Below are 26,525 nucleotides of genomic sequence, written 5' to 3' on the forward strand. Positions count from 1 at the left end.
AAAATTGAAGAATGGCGACAGGATTATAATGATTTCCGACCTCATTCCTCACTGAACAATTTGACTCCAAATCAGTTCAAACAGAAGGTGTTAGGTGCCGGTTTTTCTAATTAATACCGGATCGGTTTTGGGGAGAGGATCAACTGGATAGTGCTTATTTAAAATGATGGAACCTGAATCGGGAGTATCTAAACCAACCAGCAAACGTAAAAGAGTCGATTTTCCAGTGCCGTTCTTCCTATAATATGATAAGCCTGTTGTTGAAAAGTATATGTTTGTCGATAAAAAAATGACAACAGTCATGCTGGGCCGAGTGACTCACCATTGCGACATCATTGAAATCGGCAATGAAAGTCACCGGTTTAAATCAAGAAAATAATGGAACTATTTTTTTACGATCTGAATATCACAAGGGGACAATTTGGGGTGCTGATTGACAAGTAAATGAAAGTTCATTCCCTGCGCAACGCTTTCTTGCTTGTAATTTCAATGCATTAAACACTGTATTCACAGTGTTATCCACACTTTTTGTGGATAAGTAGGCTTCTGCTAATCAAGGAGAACCCTTACCAGTCAACGCTTTGTATGCTTATGCGAATGAATGAAATCGGGCAGGGTTGTCAGGATGGATAAATTATCCACAGGATGTAACAAAGGGAAATAAAAAATTGCCAAGAGTATTTTATAAGATAAAATCGCAAATAAACAGTCTTGACTTTCACTTTTTAATTTCACTTTTGCGACAACGCCCTCCAATTTGTCACAAGCCAAGCGGGAGGCTTCGCGTTGCAGCATATCACACAACCCTTTACTGATATCTCGTTAACCATTAATGAGCAAACAGTTGGAAAAATGCTTATTGACAATGATGAAGAAAAAGCCAGGGTAAACGATGGATTTCAAGTTGCTCTTCCGTTAGTTTGCCATTTTTCCTGAATGCTTCATTTCCTTCTGTTGACTCTCGAATCCAGCGAATCAAAATGTTCGAGTTAATACCCAAACTTCTTGCCGCTTCGGGACAAGAGTAGCCTTGTTCAGTTACCACACTAATCGCATCCAGTTTAAATTCTTTCGTGTATTATCTTCCTGGAGAAATCTTGACCTCCAATGATCTCTTAAGGGGTGTACAAATCACCACGCCATGAGGCAGCTTCACTGCCTCAAAAGAAAAAGGATAGAGGGGTCAAGAGTTAAAAAAAATCCCGGACACAACGGACAGAATTGTCGGCGCCTTTACCGCCGCCGCTAAAGATACCCGACGGGAAGACAATGCCCTGCGCGTCGTCGATGGTGAGCTGCGACGAACTCCAGTAGAATGCGGACGTAAACCCGCCAAAGTTACAGGGAGTTGCAAAGTTGGAGCACAGCGCACCATGGACTGTAGTCAGCTCGTTTCTTGCAGGAAGGTACCAGCCTTCCACTCCACCATCCTTCTCATTGCAAGCACCAGCAGCAAAGTTGGTGTCTGTAACGCCAGGCTCTCCAGTTAATGCCATAATAATGGCGAAGGTGTTATTCGGACCATCGTTTGGGTCCTCTGCAGCTGGAATGTCAGTGCAATTCAAAAAAAATACACACGCATCACTTGAATCCCATGGCAAGTTACCTTCATCGCTGTCAGCGACCACTTTGAGGGTTGCGCCATCAATGGCATACACCAATCCACCGCCAGTTTGAAAGGCAATCAACGTCGTTGGACTATTAGCAGTATTACTGCCGCTTATCGTAATTTCACAAGGCACATACGGCGTTGCAGAGTTTAATTCCAAGATACAAGCATCGCCAGGAGCAACGCTGATACAGTCACTATCATCTACCGTCAAGTTTGGACAGGCGTTATGATTACTTACAGTAATGTCATTTGCCGCATTTGAAGCGTCATCATTTCGAATAGTCAGTGACAAAGAGGCAGCAGGATTCACCCCTATAATACGGTTTTGCTGAACAGGACCGTCGATACTTATATTCACCAAAGGTACGGCACTCACGTTTACCGTCAACGATACTACATTGGTATTGATTCCCTGGGCGGTGACGGCATGCTGCCCTACCACAGTGGACTCCACTTGAAAAGAGCACGTGTTCTGTGGCGGCAAAGGGATGGTGCATGTGTTATTGAGCAGACTCACGTTCGTTGACGTAAAGGCAAGCATCTCGGCAGTTACCGTATTCGATTCGTTTTTAATCGTTACTGTACTGCTGGTTTCACCTGTTTCGATATTAACAACTGAAGGGTTGATGCTGAGAGTTGCCGTGTCAGGAGGCACCTCACCTTTGTTAATATTTAAGCTGTTAGCCGCATTTGGCTGGTAACATTGATTTGGGTTGCCTTGTTCGCAAAGCACCGGGCCCGTATGAAGACCCTGATCTGGTATCAGGCTACCGTTGATGGTTAAAGTCAAACTGCAAGTACTGCCCTTACCTGCCAGAGGACAAGGCGAGGCGCTTAAGCCCCGAACTTGCTGTAATATCAGATTTTTTGGTCTTTTGGACTGATTAGTCACCAGATAGGTCACCGTGGCCGTCCCGCCGTCCGATACCGTAACACTGGCAGGATTGGGGGTAGAGTACGTCCATAAGGGCTTTGCCGCCTGTACACTTGTGAATATCAGGCAGGAGAAAAAGGCGGTCAGTATCGCATTTCTAAAAAAATATCTTTGTTTTCTTTGCATTATTTTATCCTTATACCACGTAAGTAAGATTGAACAATACCCCATTCGTAGAGAGGTGGTTGAGTGTTAATCCGCTATTCAGGGTCTGACCTGCCGCTCTGCCCAAGGGCATCGCCCCAAGCAGAAGCTTTCCTTTGACCGCTACACGAGTGTTTCGTATTTTGTATTGAGCGGTAATTATCAAATTGAGGGTCGCCATCGTCCCATATCATGCCCTGAAACGTCGCATTACCAGTGGTGGCGACCACTAATCCCAATTGCCCCACCCATTGGGGAGGCCACGATTTCTGCATACCAAGAAACAGCTCTCCAGAAGCCAGAGCATTCGTGGATTTTCTCACCGCATACGTCTTTTCAATTTCTGGAACCAGAAAAAGCGTCTGTGTCGCCCCGCCTCTTGTCCAAACTGGCCCCGCGGCTATGGAACCAACCCAGGTACAGTCTTTGGAGGAAATAACAGGCCCTATGCTGCCCGCAAAGGACATACCTCCCAACACAACACTGGCTGCGGCAATAGAAAGAAATAAACGATGCTTCATAAACGCTCCTTGCAAAGTAAAACCGAGCCATTAAGTAAAAAGATGATGCAGTCAGCAGCAATTGATTGGCATAAGGGAATAAATGCACAAACGTGCACCATAGGATTTAAGTAGAGTAAAGAGATGAAACAAGACTCTGAATAAAGGAAAGAAACACCATGCAATGTAATGGAAAAGGATGAAAATAAGGGAAAATCCAGTGCTGATTGTTGCTTACTGGCAATGGTCCGGTCATTGGACCTTATGAGTACTTCTTTTTTGATATCTAATCGATAGCTCATCCTCTGCGCCAGTATCCTATAGGTTATTTAATATTAAAAAATTATTCCAAATTAGGATACTTTGTTAATGATTTAAAATCAAAAAAATTCCTTCAATTTTTATCCGTCAAAAACGCTCCAGATATTTCGTGACAACGACTAAGTGGACTTCTGTCAATTAAAAAAAACCCTTACCAGTCAAGGCCTATGATGCTTATGCAAATGAATAAAATCGAACAGGGTTGCCAGGATGTAACAAAGGATAAAGAACAGCCAAGACCACTTTATAAGATAAAATCGCAAATAAAAAGTCTTGACTTTCACTTTTTTAAATTTGATTTCATCGCACCTGACAATTAACAACTCAGGACGAAGAGAAACTTACCCTGGAGCCTATCGATTAACACTTGTTGTTAATTTAAGAAGATGTGGTTTTATTGTAATAACTTTTGTGCGTGTAAGCGTGGATTTCACTGTAAATCAAAGGCTGTGATAGCAAAGTGGTAACTATTTACCAACCACTCCTAATTTATCCTGTAATTCATTTAAGTTAAGCTTCTCTTTTAGAGCCTTAGCCGCTTCTATATTACTATCCGTTGGCTCAGCTAACATATGCTGCACAATTGATTCTGCAAAAGAGTCTATTTTCTCTTTATCCTTAATCTCTAACTGCTCACTGAGAAATTTACAGAATAATACAGTTTGGGTTCGTATATATTCTTCATTATTATTCTCTAAGTAAGCTACACTATCCTCAAGCTTGATCCACCTGATTGCATGCATTTCGGGAAAACTGCTCATCACTTCATTAAATGGGTAATTTTCTTTATCATAAATGGATAATAAACTTACTGTAGCTTCAAATTTAATGATTTCCTCTTGTAAATCAGTGATATTATCTAGTAAATGTTTTTTTAATGCTGTGTATTTCGGCTCATCTAAATTAAAGCTATAGTAAATACCACCCCATTGAGTTTCGTAAATTTCAATTAAGTCTGACTCCTCAATTTTAAAATTATTAGCAGGAATATCTAATTCCTCGCATAACTCTCTAATTGCTGCTTGTTTAGGTGATTCCGTTTTTTCGACTCTTCCACCAAAAAAAGCAGCTTTTCCGCCTGCAGGTAATAGTGCACCAGAGAATCGCTTGCCAAGCCCAGAGACATTCCCATTTTTTTGCAGAACAATTTCTTTTGAGGAAATTTTACTTTCTATTGCATCCCAAGGTAACTCGGAATATTTTATCGCCGGAAGTCTTGCCAATGCTTCATAACTAATAACCTGTTTTTGTCCAACAAGTATCTGTATCTCCCCATTAACTGTACAAAAAAGAAGCACATAAGCATTGGTAATCTTAGCTTTCTGTTGTCGTTCACGTTGTTTTTCAAGCTGCTGCCAAAGACCATTTCTGTTTGATTTTTTCTCATAATTGGAACTCTTTCTCATGAAGTTACTCTCCCGGAAGGGAACCCTTGATTACACTTTCGTTGTATCAAAATTTTTCTTGCTTTAAATTTATTCATTAATTAATTCTAGCAGGTTTATCACGCGCATGCTTTGGTGGGAAGAAGCCTTGATTGATCAGGTTAAAGCAGATGGAGTAGTACAGAGAAAAATACTTAAACACCTCTCTCCACATACCAGTTCTATGAACTATCTCTGGACCATTGTGTTCACTTCGGAGTTGCTAAGCTTTGGCAGAACGTCGTGTCTTCTTTATCACTTGATGTGTACAATTGCTATCCAATAAAACACATGCATAATAATATATTAAATTTATACAATTTGCCCTATATTTATCATTTTCAAAAAATCAAGAATATCAGGGGAGCGAACACTACTTAAAGCATCTATCAGTGGTATTTTAACCACTTTTGATGAGAAAAGTATAAAATTAGTACTATTTTTAGCATTTGGCATCTATTTGCTATAAAGATGAAAAAATCATCCTATTTGATTAGCCTCAAACAAGGCGACTATGGTTTTAGTAAGTAGAGGAAATATAGTAATGAAAGAAGAAAAAAAGCAATCCACTGACCGCGAACTTAAAAATCTCCCAGTCTTATTTTTCATGGAAATGCATCATGATCCTGCGACCCCGAGTTTTATAAAAAAGCTGTTACCGCAGTTAAAGTCAACAGGGTATCAAGCATTTTTAGATGCGGACGATGAAAATTTACAAAAAAATTGTGAAGCCTTTGACCAGCAGATGAAAAATATTAGCGGAGGGATTGTCGTAAGACACCGAATTGAACTTATATTAGACCTCCAAAAAATTCTTTTCGGAAAATTCTCCAAAGACTACGCAAGCAACAAATTTTGCTTTATCTATCTTTATTCCGGGCCCCCTCTTATTCCTCTTGAAGAAACAATAAGAGCAGGTGAGAGGGTGTTCCCTTTAGGAATTATTCCGATTAACGTCTTAAGTAAAGAAGAAGCCGAGGTTTTTGATATCATTTTTACAGAAATCAAGCAAAGACAAAATACATTATCTATGTTATCTGCTTTCAATGTTAATAAAAATGTTTTAAATAATAAACCAAGTTCAATGAGTCTGTCTTCGCATTCGGCTAAGGGTATCTACAGTAGCAATAATAATAATTTTTTTCCTAGGAAAAATAATGACCAGCTCTCTTTGAATAATAACAATAATAATGCTTTGATTCCTCCTGTTAGCAATAGTAATAATCTGAGCATTAATCCGCCGGTTGAATATACCGGCATGATGGGTAAAATGCAAAAGTTGGTAAAATCAAATCCTGAACAAGTTAGCTCAATTTTCGAAAGAGGAGTTTTTGATGGTGATTTTACCAATAAAGATTTATGTTATTTTGCATTATCCAATGTGGGAGTCGCAAAAACCATCCTGCAACGACCACAGTTAGCGAACAAATTGCGATTGGAAGATCTTATAAAGCTGATTAAAACCTACCCTCATCTGTCATATTTAACTATTGCAAATTTAGATTCATCATCCATCCTTGAATTGGCAGACAGAGATCCGGAGGCGGCAAATGCTATTTTAAAATCAGCAGTACAGTCAAACAAGCTCACCGAATCCCTTGGTTATAATGCTGCTTTAGTCGAGTTAGCCAAATTGCATAATCAAACTGCCCTGTTTCTTTTAAACGATTCTGAGTTAAGTGACGTTTTAACCGAGGATAATATTATTGATATTGCTACAAAACGACCTGCTATTATTACTGATATCATGAGTAATGAAAAAATTAGGATCAAGATCGGTGAAGAAGCTGAATTAATACTAACCCAACTATTCTCTTTGCAATCGGAACAACAGCCGGACACTACAGTATCGCCGAGATTCTAATGAGAACGAGATAAGCATTTATTACAAATGCATTATGGTGACTCCAATATCAATCAAGCAACTTCTGGATTTCAGGAGTTGCTTTCTGTTTTTCGACTCATAGTGGGCTACGTAAGGTGAGTGAATAATTTTAGCAATTTTATCGTTTTGGTCGAGAAAAATTGCATTAAGGCTGCATCTACTACATCTTGAGGGATGGTTTATTTACTTTGTATACCCCATGAGTAGTGCTTCTAATGCAAGTGTTTGATTAATACTGATGTTTTGGTTTAACTTTCTGATGATTGAATTCAGTTCATCCATTTGATGGAATAGAACAGTCGGCTGAAAATATCGGGATAATTCATATAACAGTTCGCTTGAGTCCTTATCGTAATTAAAATGAATTAATTGATAATAAATCATCTGAGAATTAATCAGGTAAATTAACCAGATGAGTTGATTAAAATCAAACGCAGCCCATTTTATAGCCAAGCTGCAAATCGAAATTTTATTACTTGCTAATTGAAACAAATCGTTAATAATATCAATGTGTTGGCTAAAAATCTTCCCCCGCTCACTCTCTTTCGGATAACATTCGCCAATGGTCAGGTAGCCCCTGTCTAAAACTTCGGTTGAAGAAAGCTGCCATTGTTGACATCGACTTAATATCGTCGGCAGAATACTGCTGATTTGCTCAGCCACCAATAAAAATATAACATCAGATGGTGGCTCTTCTAAAAGCTTTAATAATGCATTCGCCGACGCCAAGTTCATCTTTTCCGCAGGATTAATAATAATTACACGATTATTATTTAATTGGGGGGATGTGTAAGCAACAGCTTGTAATTCACGAACCTGATCAATTTTTATAAATCCACCTGTTTTCTCCGGCTCAAGAACAAATAAATCAGGATGCTCATTTAACCTGAGTAGTCTACAGGATTTACAGTCCTCACAAGGTTTTATTTTTCCCTGGCAAAGGATTGCAGCAGCCATACGATAAGCAAAATCGCAGATAGACACATGCAAAGAGCCAACCAATAAAAGAGCATGTGGTAAACGTTGGTTTGTACTAACCTGGATAAAGCGTTCCCACCACTTAGTATGTACAGCTGATAGTTCAATTGTTTTAAGCGATTGCATACTGGGCAGTAAAATTTTTGAGTTGTATAAGGATAGTTTCCTGCACTATATCCAGTGGTTGGCTGGCATCAATGCAGATTACATTATCCATAGTCTTAATTAATTCCTGATAGCTATCATAAATATCAGTAAAAAACTGCAAGGACTCTTTTTCCATACGGTCAAAAGCCCCTCTCTTTTTTACCCTGTTCAACCCTTCTTCGGGCTCTATATCCAGGAAAAAGATTAAGTCAGGTTGAAACCCCTGCAAACAAAAAGAAGATAAATTCGCAATCATTTGTTTATCGAGATGCCTGCCGCCACCCTGATAGGCAAAAGTGGATAGTTCAAAGCGATCCGCGAGCACCCAACCTCCTTTCTGTAAAGCAGGACGAATAGCCTGTTCCACCAATTGTACTCTGGCAGCATAAAGCAACAATAATTCACTACGAGGATCCAGCGTTTCACCCTCTATTCTTTCTTTGATAAGCTGCCTTATTATCTCTCCTATTCGAGTTCCTCCCGGTTCACGGGTTAAAACAAGCTCAGGGACAAAACGACTAAGGTACTGTCTGATAGTTTCTATAGCTGTTGATTTACCTGCTCCCTCAAGCCCCTCAACCACAATAAAGCGTCCGGGTTTCATCATTATATATCCTTTTTCTGGTAGCGGGAGATAGCTTGCTTCTGTTGTTCATAATTTACTGAAAACTGATGAGAGCCATCTCCTTTAGCAACAAAATAAAGATAATCACTAATTTGTGGGTGCGCTGCAGCTTCAATCGATTCTTTCCCTACCATAGCAATAGGGGTTGGAGGTAATCCTCGATAGCGATAGGTATTGTAAGGAGAGTCGACTGAAAGATCAGCATGGGTTAACTTACCGTGATAATTTATTCCAAGTGCATAAATAACAGTAGGATCCATTTGCAGAGGCATATTTTTCTTTAATCGATTGATAATGACACCAGAAATAATTTTCCTCTCTTCAGAGATTGCAGTTTCTTTCTCCAGAATAGAAGCTGCAGTCAACAACTCATAAGGTGACTTGTAAGGTAATCTTTGGCTGCGGTTTTTCCAGCAATGATCAAGATAATCAAGTAATTTCTGGTTAGCAAGCAACAACAATTGCTTACTGCTACTGCCCGCATCATAATTATAAGTATCCGCAAGCAACAACCCTTCCGGCGTTGGATAATCACTGGCAATAGCCTGCCAATCCTCCAGATTATAATTTAAAAGGGGAGCTTTCTTAAGGTTTGTTTTTACCTGGTTAAAATTTGAACCCTCAATGATACGAAAGGCTTTTGTGAGAACCTTGCCAGAGGCCACTTTGTTTATGAATTCTTGCACAGACTCACCAGGCATAATCTCATATACCCCTGCCTTCAAGCGGTAAGCTAACCCTTGGACTCTGATTAAAAATAAAAATAACCGCTCAGATTGGATTAATCTATTAGACTTTAAAATATGAGCTAATGAGAATGCAGAGGTATTTTTATCAATCACTACAATAAATGGCTGACTTCCTGCAGTCACCATTGGTCTGGTTAGTAAACAATAGCTCTCATATCCAATAATAGAAAAAGTAATTAAAACTAAAGCGAAACATCCTGACAAAATTGATCTGCCTAAGCGCCTCATCTAGACTCGCTTAAACAGTAAACTTCCGTTAGTACCCCCAAAACCAAGTGAATTGCTTAGTGTGAAATTAATTCGCCGTTCTTGCGGTTGATGCGCAACATAATTTAAATCACAACCTTCATCTGGATTATCAAGATTAATAGTAGGTGGTGCCACCTGATCCTTGATGGAAAGGATACTAAAAATAGCCTCAACTGCGCCTGCCGCACCAAGTAGATGCCCGGTCATGGATTTAGTTGAACTAACAGCCAACTCATAAGCATGATTCTTGAAAAGGCGTTTAACAGCTTTGGTTTCATTTAAATCGTTCAGGTAAGTCGAGGTTCCATGAGCATTGATATAATCAACCTCATTCACGTTTAAACCAGCATCATGAACAGCCGCAGCCATTGCACGGGTAGCTCCATCTGCATCCTCATCTGGCGCCGTAATATGATAAGCATCTCCAGACATTCCAAAACCGATTAATTCAGCATAAATAGTGGCACCGCGAGCTTTTGCATGTTCATATTCTTCAAGAACCAGAATTCCAGCGCCTTCACCCATTACAAAACCATCGCGATCCTTATCCCATGGGCGTGATGCTTTCTCAGGCTCATCATTACGTTTGGATAATGAACGCACTGCTGAAAATCCGGCAAGACATAATGGTGTAGTGGTCATCTCTGCGCCTCCACAGACCATAACATCTGCATCGCCATAGGCGATCATCCGGCCTGCCATACCAATATTATGCGTACCAGTAGTACAAGCAGTCACAATTGATATATTAGGACCCTTAAGTTGATGTTTAATAGAAATCTGACCTGCTACCATATTAATGATTCCAGCAGGAATAAAGAATGGTGACACCTTACGAGGGCCACCATTCATTAACTTTTCCTGATTATTGGTAATCGTCTCTATACCACCAATCCCTGCACCGACAGCAACGCCAGCCCGACAGGAGAGTTTCTCATCAATCACTAATCCCGAGTCAGCCAGCGCCTCTTCAGCAGCCGCCATGCCATATTGGGTGAATACATCCATTTTCCGAGCGTCTTTAAGCGGCACATGGTTTTCTATATGGAAATTCTTAACCTTAGCCCAAATTTTAGTAGGGTAATCCGTAGTATCGAAGCCTTCGACCAATCCAACACCACTATTACCCGCCAGGATATTTTGCCAGGTTTGTTCTACATTTAGACCGACTGGGGTAACCATCCCCATACCAGTAACAACAACACGCCGCTTAGTCAACGAAAACTCCTTGAAGTTATCAAGCTTCTTCTTTATTTAGATTTGATTCGATATAATCAATTGCTTCTTGAATAGTAGTGATTTTCTCAGCTTTCTCATCTGGAATTTCTGTCTCAAATTCTTCTTCAAGAGCCATTACCAATTCAACAGTATCAAGTGAGTCAGCACCTAAGTCATCAACAAACGATGCGTTATTTTTTAACTCTTCTTCCTTAACGCCCAATTGTTCAACAACAATCTTGCGAACCCGTTCTTCAACTGTACTCATAACTTGTATTTCCTCTTAGATTAAAAAAATTCCTGTAGGCTAGTTTATTCAATTCTGCACAGAACGCAAGCCTATTTATAAGGTGGCAGCTAAATTATAGCCATTATTATAACTTAGCGCCTACCTACTTAATTCATATACATTCCACCATTTACGTGAATAGTCTCACCAGTAATATAATTTGCGCTGTCAGAGGCTAAAAAAGCTACTGTTTCAGCAATGTCTTCAACTTTGCCAAAACGCCTCAGCGGTATGCGCTTGAGCATTTCCTCCCTTACCATCTCAGGTAAGGCACCCGTCATATCTGTGTCAATAAAACCAGGAGCGACCACATTTACAGTAATGTTTCGGCTACCAATTTCTTGTGCTAATGACTTTGTAAAACCGACAACCCCTGCTTTTGCTGCCGTATAATTCGCCTGTCCTGAGTTGCCACTGGCACCCACAACTGAGCCGATGCTGATAATCCGTCCCCACCGTGCTCGAAACATTGCTTTAAGACAAGCCTTACTTAATCGAAATATAGCATTTAGATTGGTTTCTATTACTTTATACCATTCGTCATCATCCATCCTTAGAAGTAAATTATCACAAGTAATTCCTGCATTATTAATAAGGATAGACGGTATTTTGCCTAAATCTGAGAGTTGAGTCATTAAATCATCAACACCTTCTTTATTTGTCACATCAACTACCTTGCCCTCACCTGTCAATTTCTCTTGAAGGAAGAAGTTACTGATATTTCCAGCACCCTCTTGAGTAGTCGCAGTACCAATGACATAAGCTCCTTTTTGAGCTAAATTTTGCGCTATTGCTTTGCCAATTCCTCTGCTAGCGCCAGTAACCAGCGCAACTTTACCTTCTAAGTTAGCCATATGAAGTTTTCCTCAATAAGATTTTTCTGTCAACTGCGATAACACCTGATCCAGGCTGGCATTATCATTAACATTAACTGTCAATAACGTTTTATCAATTCGCTTAGCTAAGCCGCTTAACACTTTGCCTGGTCCACATTCAACCATGTATTGAATTCCATGCTTTCTCATCAGTTGAATAGTTTCCACCCAACGGACTGGGCTATATAGCTGTTCCTTAAGCAAAATACGTATTTGTTGGATTGATGTATAAATTTCTAAATTGACATTTGAAATAACAGCCACATCCGGTACTTTAAATTTCGCCTCGAGAAGATATTCATCGAAAGCAACTGCTGTTTCCATCAATAATGGACAATGACAGGGAACACTGACCGGTATAATTTTTGCCATGCGCGCACCGGCTTCATCAGCAAGCTTAATTGCGTCTTCAACAGCTTCCGAATGCCCTGCTATAACAATTTGTCCTATTGCATTATAATTAGCGGGAGTAACCTGAGCATGTGCAGTGCTCGCTTTTTCACAGATTGACTTAACCTGTTCATCCGCCAATCCGACAACTGCTGCCATAGCCCCCTGACCCAGTGGAATGTGGCTTTGCATCAATTGACCGCGTTTAGCGACAAGTTGGGCTGCATCAGAAAGGTTAATTGCGCCGGCACACACCAGAGCCGCATATTCACCTAAACTATGCCCTGCCATCATTTTCGCTTGCGCTATTCCCAATTTTTTCAGGAGTTTATATACAGCCACATCTGCCGCCAGCATAGCGACCTGGGTATATTCAGTTTGATTCAACCGGGACTCGGGGCCTTCCTGGGTTAGTTGCCATACATCATAACCGACCCCTTCTGAAGCCAAAGAGAAGACGTCTCTAACCAATGGATAGGTTTCTGCAAGCTCTGATAGCATGCCTACAGACTGCGAACCCTGGCCAGGAAATACAAAGGCAGAATTTACCATTAAATTAACTCCGACAAGCAATTAACTAATATCGAATAACCATCGCACCCCAAGTCATTCCCCCACCAAAAGACTCAAGGAGTAATAGATCACCACGTTTTATACGTTGCTCCCGGATGGAGTGATCTAAAGCCAATGGGATAGATGCTGCAGAAGTATTGCCTTGTTTCTCAATGGTTACTATAACCTGCGACATGGGTAAATTTAACTTTTTAGCGATAGCCTGAATAATCCGGATATTAGCCTGATGAGGGATTAACCAATCAATATCCGATTGCTGTAAATGACAGGCTTGCAGAACTTCATCTACAATATCACCCATAATATTCACAGCGATTTTAAACACCTCGTTGCCTTTCATTCCGATAAAAGCCTTACCTTCCAGTGAGGTGTAATTCGGATAAGTCAATAAAGCGTCTATATCATGGGAGGCATGTAGCGTGCTGGCTATGATGCCGGGCTTGTCACTTGCACTCAGAATCACTGCACCAGCTCCATCACCAAACAATACACAAGTCGATCGATCCGTCCAGTCCAAAGCCCGAGACATACTCTCACTGCCAACAACTAAAACATGCTTTGCATTACCCGTGTTAATGTATTGCTTTGCAATATCCGTAGCATATATAAATCCACTACAAGCGGCACCAATATCAAAAGCCGGGATAGGACGGGTAATGTTAAGTGCTTTTTGAACATGGCAAGCCATGCTGGGGAAAAAATGATTTGGCGTACAACTTGCCACCAGGATCAGATCAATATCTTCAGCTTCAATATCGGAAGCTGCGAGCGCCTTTCTTGCCGCCTCAGAAGCCATAAACGAGGTGGTTTCATGTTCTGAGGCAATATGTCTGCTGCTAATTCCTGTTCTGCTGTATATCCACTCATGGCTGGTATCCAGCCTGGACTCTAATTCCTGATTGGATACAGAGTGCTCCGGTAAATAACTGCCTGTCCCATTAATAATGGCATTTTTCATAGTAACAAACCTTGATTAATAAAATCAGTAATCTGCTCGCGTACCAAATCGACCACATTATTTTTTACTTGCAGCACCGCTTCTTCAATAGCATATTGAAAAGCGAGTTCATTAGCACCACCATGACTTTTCACTACAATCCCATTTAAACCAAGTAAGCTTGCACCATTATACCGTGCCGGATCCATACGTTTTTTCAAGTGAGTAAGCGCAGGCAAAGCAATCAGACCGACCAATTTGGCAAGAACATTTCTGGAGAATGATTCTTTGAGCACTGAAAGCATGAGTTTGGCCAAGCCTTCACTAGCCTTTAAGGTGACATTACCAACAAAACCATCACAAACAACCAAATCAACCTGACCTGAATAAAAATGGTCCCCTTCCACATAGCCGACATAATTCATTAAACCACATTCAGCAAGCATATGGGCGGTGCGTTTAACCTGATCATTACCCTTGATTTCTTCCACACCAATGTTAAGCAGGGCAATTTTTGGTTTTGGTTTCTTATCAACAGCCTGAATTAAAGCGGATCCCATCACAGCAAACTGGAAAAGGTGCTCCGCGCAGGAATCAACATTTGCACCAAGATCAATAACACGGGTTTTACCTTCCAATGTCGGTAACTCAGCAATGATTGCTGGCCTGTCTATGCCTGGCAAGGTTTTGAGAACAAATCGAGCAGTAGCCATAAGAGCACCGGTATTTCCTGCGCTTACACAGGCTTGTGCACGACCCTCTTTAACCAGATTGATTGCCACCCGCATGGATGAGTCCTTCTTATTACGCATCGCATGAGAAGGCAGCTCATCCATCGCAACCACTTCTGAAGCATGAACTACTGAAAACTGATTGTTTGCCACAGCAAATTTCTTCAGGCCGGCATTTATCTGCGCCTGGTCACCAACCAATAGCAATTTCAAATCAGGGTTTTGCCTAGCAGCGCGAACGCAAGCAGGAATCACCACCTTTAAACCGTGATCCCCGCCCATCGCATCAATAGCAATGGTAATGTTTTTCAAGCGATTTACTCTTGTTCGTAAACGTTATCAGTATCTAAAATCTTTTTTCCACGATAATAGCCATCAGGCGTAATATGGTGACGCAGGTGGGTTTCACCTGTTGTTGAGTCCACAGATAAAGTTGGTTTGGTTAGTGCATCGTGCGAACGACGCATATCACGTCTTGAACGTGATTTCTTATTTTGTTGTACGGCCATTGTATTACTCCTAGACAATTTGCATTCATTGGGGCGGAATATTACCTATTTTTTAATGGTAATCCAAGTGTTACTTGGATAATTTATGATTTATTCTGCCTCTGTCATTATAAATTTATTAATTTCGCCATCACAATGTATCATTTCAGGATGTAATTCTGGTGCATAAAGATGGAGTTCATCAGTGACCAGTTCCTGCAGATCAATATGATTATTAGCCACAATGCATTCATATCGCTCCATTAACTCTTCTGCCATTTCCTCTGAATCGCAAATAGCCAATTTCGTTAAGTTAAGATAATGATAGCTAAATTCTTTTAAGCAGCGCTGACAAGTTAATTCTAATAAAGTATCCACACTGAGTGTCAACAAATAATAATGGTCAAAGCTTTCAACACTAAACTGACAATTAATTGAACAAGGTGATGCCACATGAGCTGGTAATCGCTCTTGAAGCTTTATATTTACTTGCTCTTGTCCAGATTGTGCTGCCATAGTTTTTAAATTAATAAACATAATATTACTACACTCAACTCTTTGGGGGAGCAATTAACAGCGCAGTTTTCCTGGTCAACGCCGCGGGACGTTGAGAATCAAGGGAAAAGTAATCTCCCTGGGATTAAAACCGCTCTTTAAATTACCGCCCTTTATGTAATCAATAACGACATGCTATTGGATGAGGGATGAAAACTGCGGCTTTTCCTTAAAAATGGTAGCCCGGATGGAGCACCAGCGAAATCCGGGCTACCATTAATTAACACTAACTGCAGTTTTAATCAGACCCTGAATGGGTATATAATTTTAAAAGTAATTAATTATAGCGTAAAATTGTTAATTTTTTTATATATGTTGAATTTATGAAAGGTAAAGTTATTGTTGGCATGTCCGGAGGCGTTGATTCTTCTGTTGCCGCCTGGTTGTTGCGCGAACAAGGCTATGAGGTCGAAGGCTTGTTCATGAAAAATTGGGAGCAGGATGATACAGACGGATATTGCGCTGCAGCAGAAGACCTGGCTGATGCACAAGCAGTGTGCAACCAATTAAGAATTCCTCTTCATAGTATCAATTTTTCCAAGGAATACTGGGATCGCGTATTTGCCCATTTCCTTAGCGAATATGAGCAAGGCAGAACACCCAATCCCGATGTTCTTTGCAATAAAGAAATTAAGTTCAATGCCTTTCTAAATCACGCCCTCACTTTAGGGGCTGATTATATTGCTACAGGGCATTATGCAAAGGTGCGAATAAACAATAATAAAGGCGAGTTATTTAAAGCAAAGGATAGAGAAAAAGACCAAACCTATTTCTTACATGCGGTTGAACCTCAAGCGCTTGCCAGAACCCTGTTCCCTATAGGTGATTATCATAAGTCACAAATCAGAGATTTTGCCAAAGAATCAGGGTTAGTGACCCACAGTAAAAAAGATTCCACCGGAATTTGCTTTATTGGTGAGAGGCGTTTTAAAACATTCCTCAAGGAATATATTTTAGCTAAACCAGGTGATATTAAAAGCAGCCTTGGTGAAGTATTAGGCCGACATGATGGCTTGATGTTTTACACCCTGGGTCAACGTCAAGGTCTGGGAATCGGCGGATGCCAATCTGGAAGCGATGAACCCTGGTATGTTGTTGATAAAGACATCCAGACCAACACTCTGGTTGTTGCCCAGGGTAAAGACCACCCCATGCTGTACTCTCAGGGGCTTATCTGCAGTCCAATTCACTGGCTTGTTGAGCATAACATCGAATTGCCATTAACCTGTTACGCAAAAACACGTTATCGCCAGCTTGAGCAGGCCTGTATTATTTCACCAGCAGACAACAACCAGCATATCGTGATGTTTGCAAGCCCACAACGAGCTGTTACGCCTGGACAATATATCGTTTTTTATGAGAAGAACCAATGCTTAGGCGGAGCAACCATTGAGCAGATTATTCGTTAGCTTCATAGACAGGGAGGCAATTAAAACTGCGGTTGGTGGCGCTCCATCCAGGCTTTCAAGGAAAAACCGCTGCTTTAATCGTATCCCAAGCCCAGTTTAAGATACAATAGGACGCAAAGAATGTTGTATAATTAAATATTAATGTATTTTGGAGTAAACATGGCTGCAATTAATGCGTCCCCCACTGCCTCTGGTATTTATTTTTCCGTAAGCGCAGCAGATAAAGTAGCTTCCTTAATTGCTGAAGAGGACAATCCTGATTTAAATTTAAGGGTTTTCGTTACCGGCGGAGGTTGCTCTGGTTTTCAATATGGCTTTACTTTTGATGCAAACATTCAGGAAGATGACACTATCGTAATGCAAACCTGTTCTGATGGTCAGTCTTCAGTGAAATTACTAGTTGATTCAATGAGTTATCAATATTTGAGTCAGGCTGAAATTGATTATGTACAAAGCATTCAGGGTGAACAATTTGTTATTCGTAATCCCAATGCTAAAACAACCTGTGGCTGTGGCTCCTCCTTTAGCATGGATGATGACGAATAGGAGCAGATTACCTATAATAAGCTTCTCTTATTTCAATAAGGGTGTACAATAACTTTGGTACCAATCCTTATAAAATTCCTGTGCAGCCAAAGCGCATCACCAGGATGGACGCGAATACAGCCATGGCTGGCATTATAATTAGGTACATCATAAGATCCATGGATTGCATAATATTTACTAAAAAACATGCAATACGGCATTTTTGCGCCCCCCCTTCCCAGAGGATACCGACTGGATTGGCAATCAGCACCCCGCTTGCTGATGATCCGATAAGTCCCTGAAGGAGTTCTACAGGGACGCCTTACATCAGCGCAATATTTGCTGCCTCCTGAGGCCCTTCCGCTTTTGATGACCTTACCATTTTTAACTGCTTTCCAGGTAAGTGATCGGGGATTAAATATAAAAGTATGATTTGAGGCGAGCGTTAAATAAGGACTCTCAGGAGATATAATATTAGCCTGCTGCGCAGCTTGACTTAAAGGGATGCAACCAATAAATAAACTGCTTAAGCCAATAAGCCAAATTCTGCGAGGTTTCAATTCTTCCATGACTCTTCCAGAACTGTTCAAGCCCTAACTCTAAATATAGTTCAATAATTGCACAATTTCATGATTTTCTATTTTTCCTCTAGACTCTGTGAACCAATTTTTTCGCAGAGCCTAAGTGCCGCTTTTAACTCTCTTCAGTTTCCCAACGATTAATACCTGATTCTTTAATTAAAAATGCCAGGAAATCCTGGTGGCGTTGAAGCTCCCGCTCTGTTGCAGTGACAACAGGTGAGCGACTGGTTAATATTTCCGCAGGCTGTCTTTCCTTGTTATCCGTTGCGGCGATTAATTCAGATTCGTTATCAAACAGTGTTGTTTGCCCTCCGGTCATTGCCAGGTAGACAGACGCTAAAATCTCTGCATCAAGCAAAGCCCCATGCAGGGTTCGATTGGAGTTATCAATTTCATAACGCTTGCAAAGCGCATCAAGGCTGTTGCGCTGACCAGGATGCTTCTCTCTTGCAAGAATCAGGGTATCACAAACGGAACAGTAATCATTCAGCAAGGATGCCCAGTTAAGCAACTTTAATTCAGCATTGAGGAAACCAACGTCAAATGCGGCATTATGGATAATCAATTCGGCGCCATTAATAAATTCTATAAACTCATCTACGACATCTTTAAATAATGGTTTATCCTGCAAAAATTCGTTGCTTATGCCATGAACTCGAAAAGCACCTTCATCCACCGCACGTTGAGGATTAAGATAAACGTGGAAATGATTCCCGGTAAGCTTGCGATCAAGTAATTCGACACAACCAATTTCTATGATTCGGTGACCCATCTCATGTCCGATACCCGTTGTTTCGGTATCTAAAACCACTTGACGCATAAAATCCTTAGGGTAGTTTTTGAGTTAGGTATATTAACATTTTCATGGATGTAGAAGCTATTTGAACTTGTAATTTAACACCGAAGCATTAACTCATCGATTAACATCAAGTATTTAATAATTCAATAATTGCCTGATTTGCCAGACTATCCGCTAATTCATTCTCAGGGTGTCCCGCATGGCCTTTTATCCAATGCCAATGAATTTTATGTTTTGTTGTTAATACATCCAATTGCTGCCATAAGTCGGCGTTTTTGACGGGTTCTTTTTTGGAATTAAGCCAACCTTTTTTCTTCCATTGCGCCAACCATTCCATCATTCCCAAACGCAAATATTGCGAATCAGTATAAAGATTGACCTCGCATGACTTTGTCAGGGCTTCTAATCCCTTAATAGCTGCAGTTAACTCCATTCGATTATTAGTAGTATGGGGTTCTCCACCATACAGTGTTTTTTCGTGTCCTTTATATCTCATCAATACACCCCAACCACCAGGGCCAGGGTTTCCTTTACAAGCACCATCAGTATAAATTTCAACACTCATAAAAATAAATCTGGAAAAGGCTCAACTGTTGGGTCCATAGCATACACTGAAAAATCCTTAACACCAGCCTTCGTGAGTACTTCCTCATCAATAAGAAACTGTCCGGTTAATGATTTTGCCGACTGGGTTAAAATCCAATAAGCAGCATCAGCCATAATTTCGGGCTTCCTGCTTGCCCTGTAAATGGCCTCTGGAAAGTTAACGCGAATTGCATCTGTAGCAATTGTAGTGCGAGGCCATAATGAATTAACAGCAATACCATAGGATGCTAACTCTTCAGAAAGACCCAGCGTGCACATACTCATACCATATTTACTAATGGTATAAGCAAGATGCGGGGCAAACCATTTACTGTCCATAGTTAAAGGAGGAGATAAGGTCAGAATATGGGGGTTATCCGTGTTTTTAAGATGGGGGATAGCTGCCTGGGAGCAAGCAAAAGTTGCTCTTGTATTAACAGCCTGCATTAAATCATAGCGCTTCATCGATGTAGAAAGGGTGTCTGTTAAGCTGATAGCACTGGCATTATTGATTAATATATCAAGCTTTCCAAAAGTTAAAATGGTTTTCTCCATCGCTCGGTGAATTTGGTTCTCATCTCTTACATCAACCATCAGAGGCAATGCACTACCACCAAGATCCTCAATTTCCTTAGCCACAGTATGGATGGTTCCTTCCAGTGTAGGATGCGGTTTATCGGTTTTAGCAGCAATCGCAATACAGGCTCCTTCACGTGCAAATCGATGTGCGATCGCACGGCCAATCCCTCGGCTTCCACCGCTTATAAACAAAACACTTGTCATTTCTTCTCCTTAAGCCGAATACCGGCGATCCATGTTAACAAGTAGTGAACCAGCTTGCCATGAGGAGGATAGAACCAGGTTACCGGAGATAGCCTCTTTTGAACAAACACTGGTTTTAATTTGGAAAAAAGATCAAAACCTTCCTGACCATGGTAGTGCCCCATTCCACTTGCACCAACGCCGCCAAAAGGCAGATCATCAATTGCCACATGCGTTAAGGTGTCATTAATTGACAAAGCTCCGGAAAGGGTCTTTTTTTGCAACATTTCTTTTTCTTTTCTGTCATCGCCAAAATAATAAATAACCAGAGGATTGGCTAATAAATTAATTTTGTCGATAGCATCTGCAAAAGAATCATAAGCTACTACAGGAAAAACAGGACCAAATATTTCTTCCTGCATGACACGCATTGAAGCATTGACGTTTAAAAGCAAGAAAAAAGGCATCTTCCGACCTTGCTCAACCTCCTGACCTATTTGTACGATATCTGCTCCTTTTTCTCGCGCATCCCTGATAAGCTCTTCCAGTCTCTCTTTATGATCATCTGAAATAACACTGCAATAATCGCCATTATTTGGTAACTGGGGGTAATGATGAGCAATAAAATCTTTTAACAGGTTTTCAATACGCTTTTCCCATCCCTGGGGAATTAATAAGTAATCAGGTGCGATGCAAGTTTGCCCGGCATTAACAAGTTTACCCATAAAAAGACGTTTGAAATCGTTCGGATTGATAGTTTTAGACACGAGAGCAGGTGATTTACCGCCTAGCTCAAGGGTTACCGGGGTCAGATTGCGAGCAGCTGCTTCCATGATTTTCTTACCAACAGCTGTTGAACCAGTAAACAACAAATGAGCAAAAGGCAACCCGGCAAATTCTCTGGAAACTTCGATATCACCATTTACGATAGCCACTCTCCTCCCTAGAGGAGAGTTTTTTATCAAGCCACTCAAAGTCGCACCAGTCTGAGGCGTTAATTCAGACATTTTAATCATAACAACATTGCCTGCCGCCAAAGCATAGATTAAAGGTTCCAAAGCCAAAAGAAGCGGGTAGTTCCAAGGAACGATGATCCCTGTCACTCCCAGAGATTGGGGTAACAGATAAGCATGCGCCGGTTTAAAAAGCCATGCAACCTGGCGTTTACGCTTTTTCATCCATTTTTTTAAGTGCTTTAAACAATAGTTAATTGCATTGAGGGCAATAAAAATTTCTAACAAATACGTTTCATAATAAGGTCGATAAGAAAAATCGCTACTGACAGCCCTTGCTAAATCACTGGCGTTTTCCTGTAATAGCTGTTTAAGCAGCAGCAAATTTTTTCGTCGTTCATCCTGCGATAGATTAGGATTTACTGAAAAATCCTGCTTTAGCTGCTTAAATACCGCTTCTAATTCCATTTCATTGTCCTTACTCAGTCCTTGGTAAAGCCATAAGGCTCAACTATTATTCTTCCCCCTACTGGATTCTTCCATAGGTAACCATAAACTATTTGCCTTTGCACATTCTTTTGCCAGTTGATAACCTGCATCGGCATGACGCATAACGCCGGTTGCCGGATCATTATGGAGCACTCGCTTAAGTCGAGCAGCAGCTTTGTCTGTACCGTCTGCCACGATAACCATCCCTGCATGTTGAGAAAAACCTAAACCTACTCCACCACCATGATGAATACTGACCCAGGTAGCCCCACTGGCACAATTTAGTAACGCATTGAGCAAAGGCCAGTCAGAAACAGCATCGCTGCCATCAAGCATACCTTCTGTTTCGCGATTCGGGCTGGCAACTGAACCTGAATCAAGATGATCTCTGCCTATAACGATAGGGGCTTTCACTTCTTTATTTTTGACCATTTCATTGAAGGCTAATGCCAAACGGGCGCGATCTTTTAAACCAACCCAGCATATTCTTGCTGGCAATCCCTGGAAGGCAATTTTATCACGTGCCATATCCAGCCAACGATGTAAATGCTTATCATCTGGAAGAAGGCTTTTGACTTTTTCATCCGTTGCATAAATATCCTCAGGATCACCAGATAAAGCTACCCAGCGAAATGGCCCAATTCCTTCGCAAAACAAAGGCCTGATGTAAGCTGGAACAAATCCAGGGATGGTAAATGCCTCCTTCACACCTTCTTCAAACGCCATTTGGCGGATGTTATTTCCATAATCAAAGACAGGGATACCTTGAGATTGGAATGCGAGCATTGCTTTGACTTGAATAGCCATTGATGCTTTGGCCGCTGTAATGACTTTCTGGGGAGCCGTTTCCCTCATCTGTTCGGCTTCGTCCAAAGACCAATCAAGCGGTAAATAGCCATTTAAAGGATCGTGAGCACTGGTCTGATCAGTCACTATAGAGGGTCTGACACCACGCCTGATGAGTTCTGGATAGATTTCGGCAGCATTGCCAAGAAGGCCAACTGATAATGGCTTTTTTTGTTCACAGGACTGCTCAATCCAGGATAGTGCTTCCTCTAAGTTATCCGTATATTTATCGAGGTACCGTGTTTTTAAACGTTTTTCCAAACGGGAAATATCACATTCAACAGCAAGAACACTGGCTCCTGCCATCGTTGCAGCTAAAGGTTGGGCGCCTCCCATGCCACCAAGCCCTGCCGTTAATACCCAATGGCCTGTTAAATCACCTCGATAATGCTTCTTGGCACAAGCAATAAATGTTTCATACGTTCCCTGTACTATCCCTTGTGAACCAATATACACCCAGCTTCCAGCTGTCATCTGCCCATACATCATTAAGCCTTTTCTATCCAACTCATTAAAATGCTCCCAATTAGCCCAGTGAGGCACCAGATTTGAGTTGGCAATTAATACGCGAGGTGCATCTTCATGAGTGGAGAAAACGCCAACAGGCTTACCTGATTGGATAAGCAATGTCTGATTTTCATCGAGACTTTTCAGTACCTCAACTATTTTATCAAACGCTGTCCAATTGCGTGCCGCACGTCCCGTTCCCCCATAAACGACAAGGGATTCAGGATCTTCTGCAACATCAGAATCCAGGTTGTTACACAACATGCGCAAAGCAGCTTCAGTAAGCCAGCTTTTAGCCTCCAGCTGCGTTCCCCTACTAGCTCTTATAGAAGTTCGATCGTTATTTTTTGCCATTTTTTTCTCCATCCCAGGATCGATCACAGTAAAAATAAATCAAGGTTAATGTTTAATCTCAAAATATTGCCTTAAGGGATATGCCGCTTTCTTGCCGATGCCTCGCGACCAAGCCACAGAAACTGGTATTTCATGCAATTAATCAAAACTATCATACACTAGCAAATAACTGCCGTGAACGATAAATTGAAATGGCATACTGTCAAAATAACATGCAGCATGATAGACTGGCAGAATTGTTTTTGTAGTTAGAATCATTGTGCAAAACCAACAAATAAAACACCCTCCTACGCTAAGTATCTTTTTTGCCACTGAAATGTGGGAGCGCTATGGGTTTTATGTGGTGCAGACTCTTTTGGCACTATACCTCGCTTTTTATTTTAAATGGCAAGATGAGCGCGTCTATAATCTGGTAGGGACATTTACTGCATTAACCTACCTCTCACCTGTGGTCGGCGGTTGGATAGCTGATTATTTGCTCGGCCAGAAAAAAGCCATCCTTGCCGGGGCGACTGTTTTATTTTTTAGTTACTTATCCTTGTTTTTGCTGACTTCTGACAAGATGTTGACCGCAGCACTGGCAGGTATCGCGGTAGGAACAGGTCTTCTAAAACCTAACATTTCATCTTTACTCGGCAATGAATACCCTGAAAATTCTCCCAAGCGCGAGAGTGGGTTTACTATTTTTTACATGGGAATAACTACTGGAATCATACTGGGAACTACTCTTCCAAGCCAGCTCAATTATTATTTTGGTTGGTCAACAGCGTTTGCCAGTGCTGCAATAGGCATGATTATCGCATTCTCAGTATTTGCTTTCGGTATCCATCGCTATCAAATTGCTGACTATCATCCTTCCAGGCTGACCCTCACTCGCGTAATTAAGGCAACTTTTATAATTTCACTGGTATGGGTAACATCTTACCTTATTCTTCACTATCCTGACCTTGCTGACTTTGCCTTTATAACCGTTATCCTTTTGTCACTGGCTTATTTGATTCGTTCAATCAAAAGCGAATCGCCAAATCAGGCAAAACAAACTGCCGTGATTGGATTGTTATGTATTATTTCTATCGTATTTTGGGCTTTTTATTTCCAAATGTTTCTGTCATTGACCCTTTTTATATCGCGGGTTGTTGAACCCAAACTATTTGGCATACTCTTTCCCCCTCCCTACTATGTCAGTATTCAAAGTATCGGGATGATTGTATTTGGTTATTTTCTATCCCGTGGTAAAAAGCAACGCCTGAATCCCGAGCAAAGCGGCATAAGAACCGGAAATAAATTTATTCTTGCCATTATTTTTATGACAATTGCCTATACTCTGATTACTGTGGTATGTCATGGCAGTCAAGGAGCAACCTTGCTGTCTCCACTTTATTTCCTCCCTGCTTATTTAATGATATCAATCGCAGAGTTGTTACTGTCGCCTGTTGGCCTATCAGCAATAACGGTACTTGCCAGCCGTAAAAAGGTGAGCACGATGATGGGGATCTTTTTTGTTTCTTTAGGTATCGGTGCATTTCTATCTGGTAAATTGGCCAATTTAACTGCCATTAAGCCTGGAGAAGTAACTGTCTTACAGCTTAAGGCACATTATACTCATACCTTTACCCATCTCTTATTAATCCTGTTGGCAGCTGCCTGTTTTTGTTTTATATTAAACTTTATTATCAAGTATCTGTTAAATCGATGTGGAACAAAGCTACCCCGCTCCGGTAACAAACATCAATTAAATACAGTTCTATAAATCTATAAACAAGTTGCTTACTGTTGAGATATGACGTAATCGTGAACTTCATCAGGTGACCCCATGACTAAAACCAAATCTCTAATTTCAATCTTACCCTTGTTCTTGGTGTTATTTATTGACGGCATGGGGTTAGGATTGTTATTTCCCATTTTAAATACTATTTTAATTGAGCCTCAATCTGGTTTTCTGGCAGCTAGCATCAGTCTCGGTGTGCGTGACTTCTACTATGGTCTGACTATTGGTATTTTTATGATTTGCTGGTTCTTTGGAGCGGCCATTCTAGGTGATCTATCTGACAGCATTGGTAGAAAAAAATCATTAATGATCTGTTTAATTGGCTCTTTTCTGGGTTATTTCCTTGCCGCAATTGCCATTTCAGCCCATAGTTTCTGGCTGCTGATTATAGGCCGTATCATTGCAGGCTTCACCTCAGGAAGCCAACCAATTGCACAGGCAGCAATTGTTGATATCAGCTCGGAAGAACATAAAGCAAGAAACATTGGTTTAATTTTACTGGCTGTCTCTCTTGGTTTTGTTTTCGGGCCTATTTTTGGCGGTATTTTATCCGATCATCGTTTATTAAGCTGGTTTAATTTTACAACGCCAATGTATTTTGCCGCAATATTAGCCTTGATAAACGCCCTTCTGTTGCATTTTTTCTTTAAAGAGACGTTTACCAAAGTACATGGTAAAGTAAACATAAAATGGCATCATGCTATCCATATTTTCATATCAGCCTTCAAGCACCCGTCAATTTATAAGTATTCTGTGGTTTTGCTGGTAATGATTTTTGGTTGGTCCAATTATTTTTCCTTCATTTCACTTTATCTTTTTCAAACTTATCACTATTCAGCAATTGAAAACTCATTTTTTCTCGCCGTAATGGGGCTGGGCTTTAGTATTGGTTGTGGCTATATTGTCGATGCCTGTGCAAAGCGTTTTCCACATGATTCAATAGTCATTGTTGGTTTATCATTAACTGCTGCTTATGTATTGCTGACACTGTTGATTAATGTAGAGTGGGTAGCATGGGTCGCCACTTTATTTATTGGTATGAGTTTGTCTGTTGCCTACTCGGTGTTACTAACCATATTCTCAGACCAGGTAGGTGAGAATGAACAGGGTTGGGTAATGGGTGTTACTGGTTCTATCATGGCGCTTTGCTTTGGATTAACATCAATTTTTACTGGCTTGATTGCCCAGGTCGGTGCAATATTGCCCATGGTATTAGCAACTGCAGGGTTAGCTGGAAGTGCAATCATTTTAGCTGTTGTTAAGAAAGCAAGTACTGAAAAGTTAACCATTTCTACATGAAGTTAAATACTCAAGATAATCACT

At 40.8% G+C, this 26,525-nt stretch carries 28 protein-coding genes and 2 pseudogenes; 7 read left to right on the forward strand and 23 right to left on the reverse strand.

The window, feature by feature from the left end; all coding sequences use genetic code 11:
- Together E1O65_RS05585 and E1O65_RS12625 are read left to right on the forward strand one after the other, a co-directional pair.
- The coding region (locus E1O65_RS05585) for an integrase core domain-containing protein (RefSeq protein WP_133132614.1) at positions 1-114 on the forward strand (114 nt) is incomplete at its 5' end.
- Positions 115-280: 166 nt separating this feature from the next.
- Positions 281-379, forward strand: a pseudogene (locus E1O65_RS12625) (ATP-binding protein); the annotation flags it as partial.
- Between the two features lie 194 nt (positions 380-573).
- On the opposite strand, the gene E1O65_RS05600 reads toward E1O65_RS12625, so the two are convergent.
- The 6 genes and pseudogenes from E1O65_RS05600 to E1O65_RS05625 form a co-directional block, all read right to left on the reverse strand.
- Positions 574-795, reverse strand: coding sequence for a hypothetical protein (locus E1O65_RS05600; RefSeq protein WP_133132616.1), 222 nt, complete (start codon positions 793-795; stop codon positions 574-576).
- Positions 796-886: 91 nt separating this feature from the next.
- Positions 887-1,096: pseudogene (locus E1O65_RS05605) on the reverse strand (transposase); the annotation flags it as partial.
- Positions 1,097-1,190: 94 nt separating this feature from the next.
- Positions 1,191-2,504, reverse strand: coding sequence for a DUF1566 domain-containing protein (locus E1O65_RS05610; RefSeq protein WP_165474911.1), 1,314 nt, complete (start codon positions 2,502-2,504; stop codon positions 1,191-1,193).
- Between the two features lie 242 nt (positions 2,505-2,746).
- Positions 2,747-3,211 (reverse strand): hypothetical protein, encoded by a 465-nt coding sequence (locus tag E1O65_RS05615; RefSeq protein WP_347400067.1) that lies wholly within the window; start codon positions 3,209-3,211, stop codon positions 2,747-2,749.
- Entirely contained in the window at positions 3,208-3,492 is a 285-nt protein-coding gene (locus tag E1O65_RS05620; RefSeq protein ID WP_133132618.1) for a hypothetical protein, read from the reverse strand. The genes E1O65_RS05615 and E1O65_RS05620 overlap by 4 nt, the downstream gene beginning before the upstream one ends.
- Positions 3,493-3,978: 486 nt before the next feature.
- Positions 3,979-4,917 carry an NUDIX domain-containing protein gene (locus tag E1O65_RS05625; protein WP_133132619.1) on the reverse strand — a complete coding sequence of 313 codons (939 nt, stop codon included), beginning with the start codon at positions 4,915-4,917 and terminating at the stop codon, positions 3,979-3,981.
- A gap of 562 nt (positions 4,918-5,479) precedes the next feature.
- On the opposite strand from E1O65_RS05625, the gene E1O65_RS05630 reads away from it, so the two are divergent.
- Complete coding sequence (locus E1O65_RS05630) at positions 5,480-6,799, forward strand: hypothetical protein (RefSeq protein ID WP_133132620.1); 1,320 nt, start codon at positions 5,480-5,482, stop codon at positions 6,797-6,799.
- A 204-nt stretch (positions 6,800-7,003) separates the two neighbouring features.
- Here the strand turns inward: E1O65_RS05630 and E1O65_RS05635 are convergent, their stop codons facing one another.
- The 11 genes from E1O65_RS05635 to E1O65_RS05685 form a co-directional block, all read right to left on the reverse strand.
- On the reverse strand, positions 7,004-7,924 hold the full coding sequence (locus tag E1O65_RS05635; RefSeq protein ID WP_133132621.1) for a DNA polymerase III subunit delta': 921 nt from the start codon (positions 7,922-7,924) through the stop codon (positions 7,004-7,006).
- Entirely contained in the window at positions 7,911-8,549 is a 639-nt protein-coding gene (gene tmk, locus E1O65_RS05640) for a dTMP kinase (protein ID WP_207384229.1), read from the reverse strand. The genes E1O65_RS05635 and tmk overlap by 14 nt, the downstream gene beginning before the upstream one ends.
- 2 nt (positions 8,550-8,551) lie before the next feature.
- Positions 8,552-9,547, reverse strand: a complete 996-nt coding sequence (gene mltG, locus E1O65_RS05645; protein WP_133132623.1) for an endolytic transglycosylase MltG — start codon at positions 9,545-9,547, stop codon at positions 8,552-8,554.
- Entirely contained in the window at positions 9,548-10,786 is a 1,239-nt protein-coding gene (fabF, locus tag E1O65_RS05650) for a beta-ketoacyl-ACP synthase II (protein WP_133132624.1), read from the reverse strand.
- Positions 10,787-10,805: 19 nt separating this feature from the next.
- The gene (gene acpP / locus E1O65_RS05655) at positions 10,806-11,054 is read right to left on the reverse strand and encodes an acyl carrier protein (protein ID WP_058506471.1); all 249 of its coding nucleotides are present in this window, start codon (positions 11,052-11,054) and stop codon (positions 10,806-10,808) included.
- Positions 11,055-11,182: 128 nt separating this feature from the next.
- Entirely contained in the window at positions 11,183-11,929 is a 747-nt protein-coding gene (fabG, locus tag E1O65_RS05660) for a 3-oxoacyl-ACP reductase FabG (RefSeq protein ID WP_133132625.1), read from the reverse strand.
- A gap of 12 nt (positions 11,930-11,941) precedes the next feature.
- On the reverse strand, positions 11,942-12,892 hold the full coding sequence (fabD, locus tag E1O65_RS05665) for an ACP S-malonyltransferase (RefSeq protein ID WP_133132626.1): 951 nt from the start codon (positions 12,890-12,892) through the stop codon (positions 11,942-11,944).
- A gap of 25 nt (positions 12,893-12,917) precedes the next feature.
- Positions 12,918-13,871, reverse strand: a complete 954-nt coding sequence (locus E1O65_RS05670; RefSeq protein ID WP_133132627.1) for a beta-ketoacyl-ACP synthase III — start codon at positions 13,869-13,871, stop codon at positions 12,918-12,920.
- Positions 13,868-14,893, reverse strand: a complete 1,026-nt coding sequence (gene plsX, locus E1O65_RS05675; RefSeq protein WP_133132628.1) for a phosphate acyltransferase PlsX — start codon at positions 14,891-14,893, stop codon at positions 13,868-13,870. Before plsX ends, E1O65_RS05670 begins: the two co-directional genes overlap by 4 nt.
- Before the next feature lie 5 nt (positions 14,894-14,898).
- Entirely contained in the window at positions 14,899-15,090 is a 192-nt protein-coding gene (rpmF, locus tag E1O65_RS05680) for a 50S ribosomal protein L32 (protein ID WP_133132629.1), read from the reverse strand.
- A gap of 90 nt (positions 15,091-15,180) precedes the next feature.
- Complete coding sequence (locus tag E1O65_RS05685; protein WP_133132630.1) at positions 15,181-15,606, reverse strand: YceD family protein; 426 nt, start codon at positions 15,604-15,606, stop codon at positions 15,181-15,183.
- 341 nt (positions 15,607-15,947) lie between these two features.
- On the opposite strand from E1O65_RS05685, the gene mnmA reads away from it, so the two are divergent.
- Together mnmA and erpA are read left to right on the forward strand one after the other, a co-directional pair.
- On the forward strand, positions 15,948-17,033 hold the full coding sequence (gene mnmA / locus E1O65_RS05690; RefSeq protein ID WP_133132631.1) for a tRNA 2-thiouridine(34) synthase MnmA: 1,086 nt from the start codon (positions 15,948-15,950) through the stop codon (positions 17,031-17,033).
- Between the two features lie 159 nt (positions 17,034-17,192).
- Positions 17,193-17,579: an iron-sulfur cluster insertion protein ErpA gene (gene erpA, locus E1O65_RS05695; RefSeq protein WP_133132632.1), complete on the forward strand. Its 387-nt coding sequence runs from the start codon at positions 17,193-17,195 to the stop codon at positions 17,577-17,579.
- 32 nt (positions 17,580-17,611) lie between these two features.
- On the opposite strand, the gene E1O65_RS05700 is transcribed toward erpA, so the two are convergent.
- The 6 genes from E1O65_RS05700 to hutU all read right to left on the reverse strand — a co-directional run bounded on the left by E1O65_RS05700 (position 17,612) and on the right by hutU (position 23,434).
- Complete coding sequence (locus tag E1O65_RS05700; RefSeq protein WP_133132633.1) at positions 17,612-18,127, reverse strand: L,D-transpeptidase; 516 nt, start codon at positions 18,125-18,127, stop codon at positions 17,612-17,614.
- Between the two features lie 124 nt (positions 18,128-18,251).
- Positions 18,252-18,959 carry a DNA polymerase III subunit epsilon gene (dnaQ, locus tag E1O65_RS05705; protein WP_133132634.1) on the reverse strand — a complete coding sequence of 236 codons (708 nt, stop codon included), beginning with the start codon at positions 18,957-18,959 and terminating at the stop codon, positions 18,252-18,254.
- Positions 18,960-19,065: 106 nt separating this feature from the next.
- On the reverse strand, positions 19,066-19,503 hold the full coding sequence (gene rnhA, locus E1O65_RS05710) for a ribonuclease HI (protein WP_133132635.1): 438 nt from the start codon (positions 19,501-19,503) through the stop codon (positions 19,066-19,068).
- A complete protein-coding gene (locus E1O65_RS05715) occupies positions 19,500-20,306 on the reverse strand; it encodes an NAD(P)-dependent oxidoreductase (RefSeq protein WP_133132636.1) in 807 nt (268 codons plus the stop codon). Before E1O65_RS05715 ends, rnhA begins: the two co-directional genes overlap by 4 nt.
- Positions 20,303-21,706: a coniferyl aldehyde dehydrogenase gene (locus E1O65_RS05720; protein WP_133132637.1), complete on the reverse strand. Its 1,404-nt coding sequence runs from the start codon at positions 21,704-21,706 to the stop codon at positions 20,303-20,305. The genes E1O65_RS05715 and E1O65_RS05720 overlap by 4 nt, the downstream gene beginning before the upstream one ends.
- Before the next feature lie 39 nt (positions 21,707-21,745).
- Positions 21,746-23,434 (reverse strand): urocanate hydratase, encoded by a 1,689-nt coding sequence (gene hutU, locus E1O65_RS05725; RefSeq protein WP_133132638.1) that lies wholly within the window; start codon positions 23,432-23,434, stop codon positions 21,746-21,748.
- A 259-nt stretch (positions 23,435-23,693) separates the two neighbouring features.
- Here hutU and E1O65_RS05730 point away from each other — a divergent pair, with 259 nt between their 5' ends.
- Entirely contained in the window at positions 23,694-25,184 is a 1,491-nt protein-coding gene (locus tag E1O65_RS05730) for a peptide MFS transporter (RefSeq protein WP_133132639.1), read from the forward strand.
- 63 nt (positions 25,185-25,247) lie between these two features.
- Positions 25,248-26,501: an MFS transporter gene (locus E1O65_RS05735; protein WP_133132640.1), complete on the forward strand. Its 1,254-nt coding sequence runs from the start codon at positions 25,248-25,250 to the stop codon at positions 26,499-26,501.
- Positions 26,502-26,525: the final 24 nt, after the last annotated feature.

Origin of the sequence: Legionella sp. W10-070, from assembly GCF_900640175.1 — a bacterium.
Classification (GTDB): domain Bacteria; phylum Pseudomonadota; class Gammaproteobacteria; order Legionellales; family Legionellaceae; genus Tatlockia.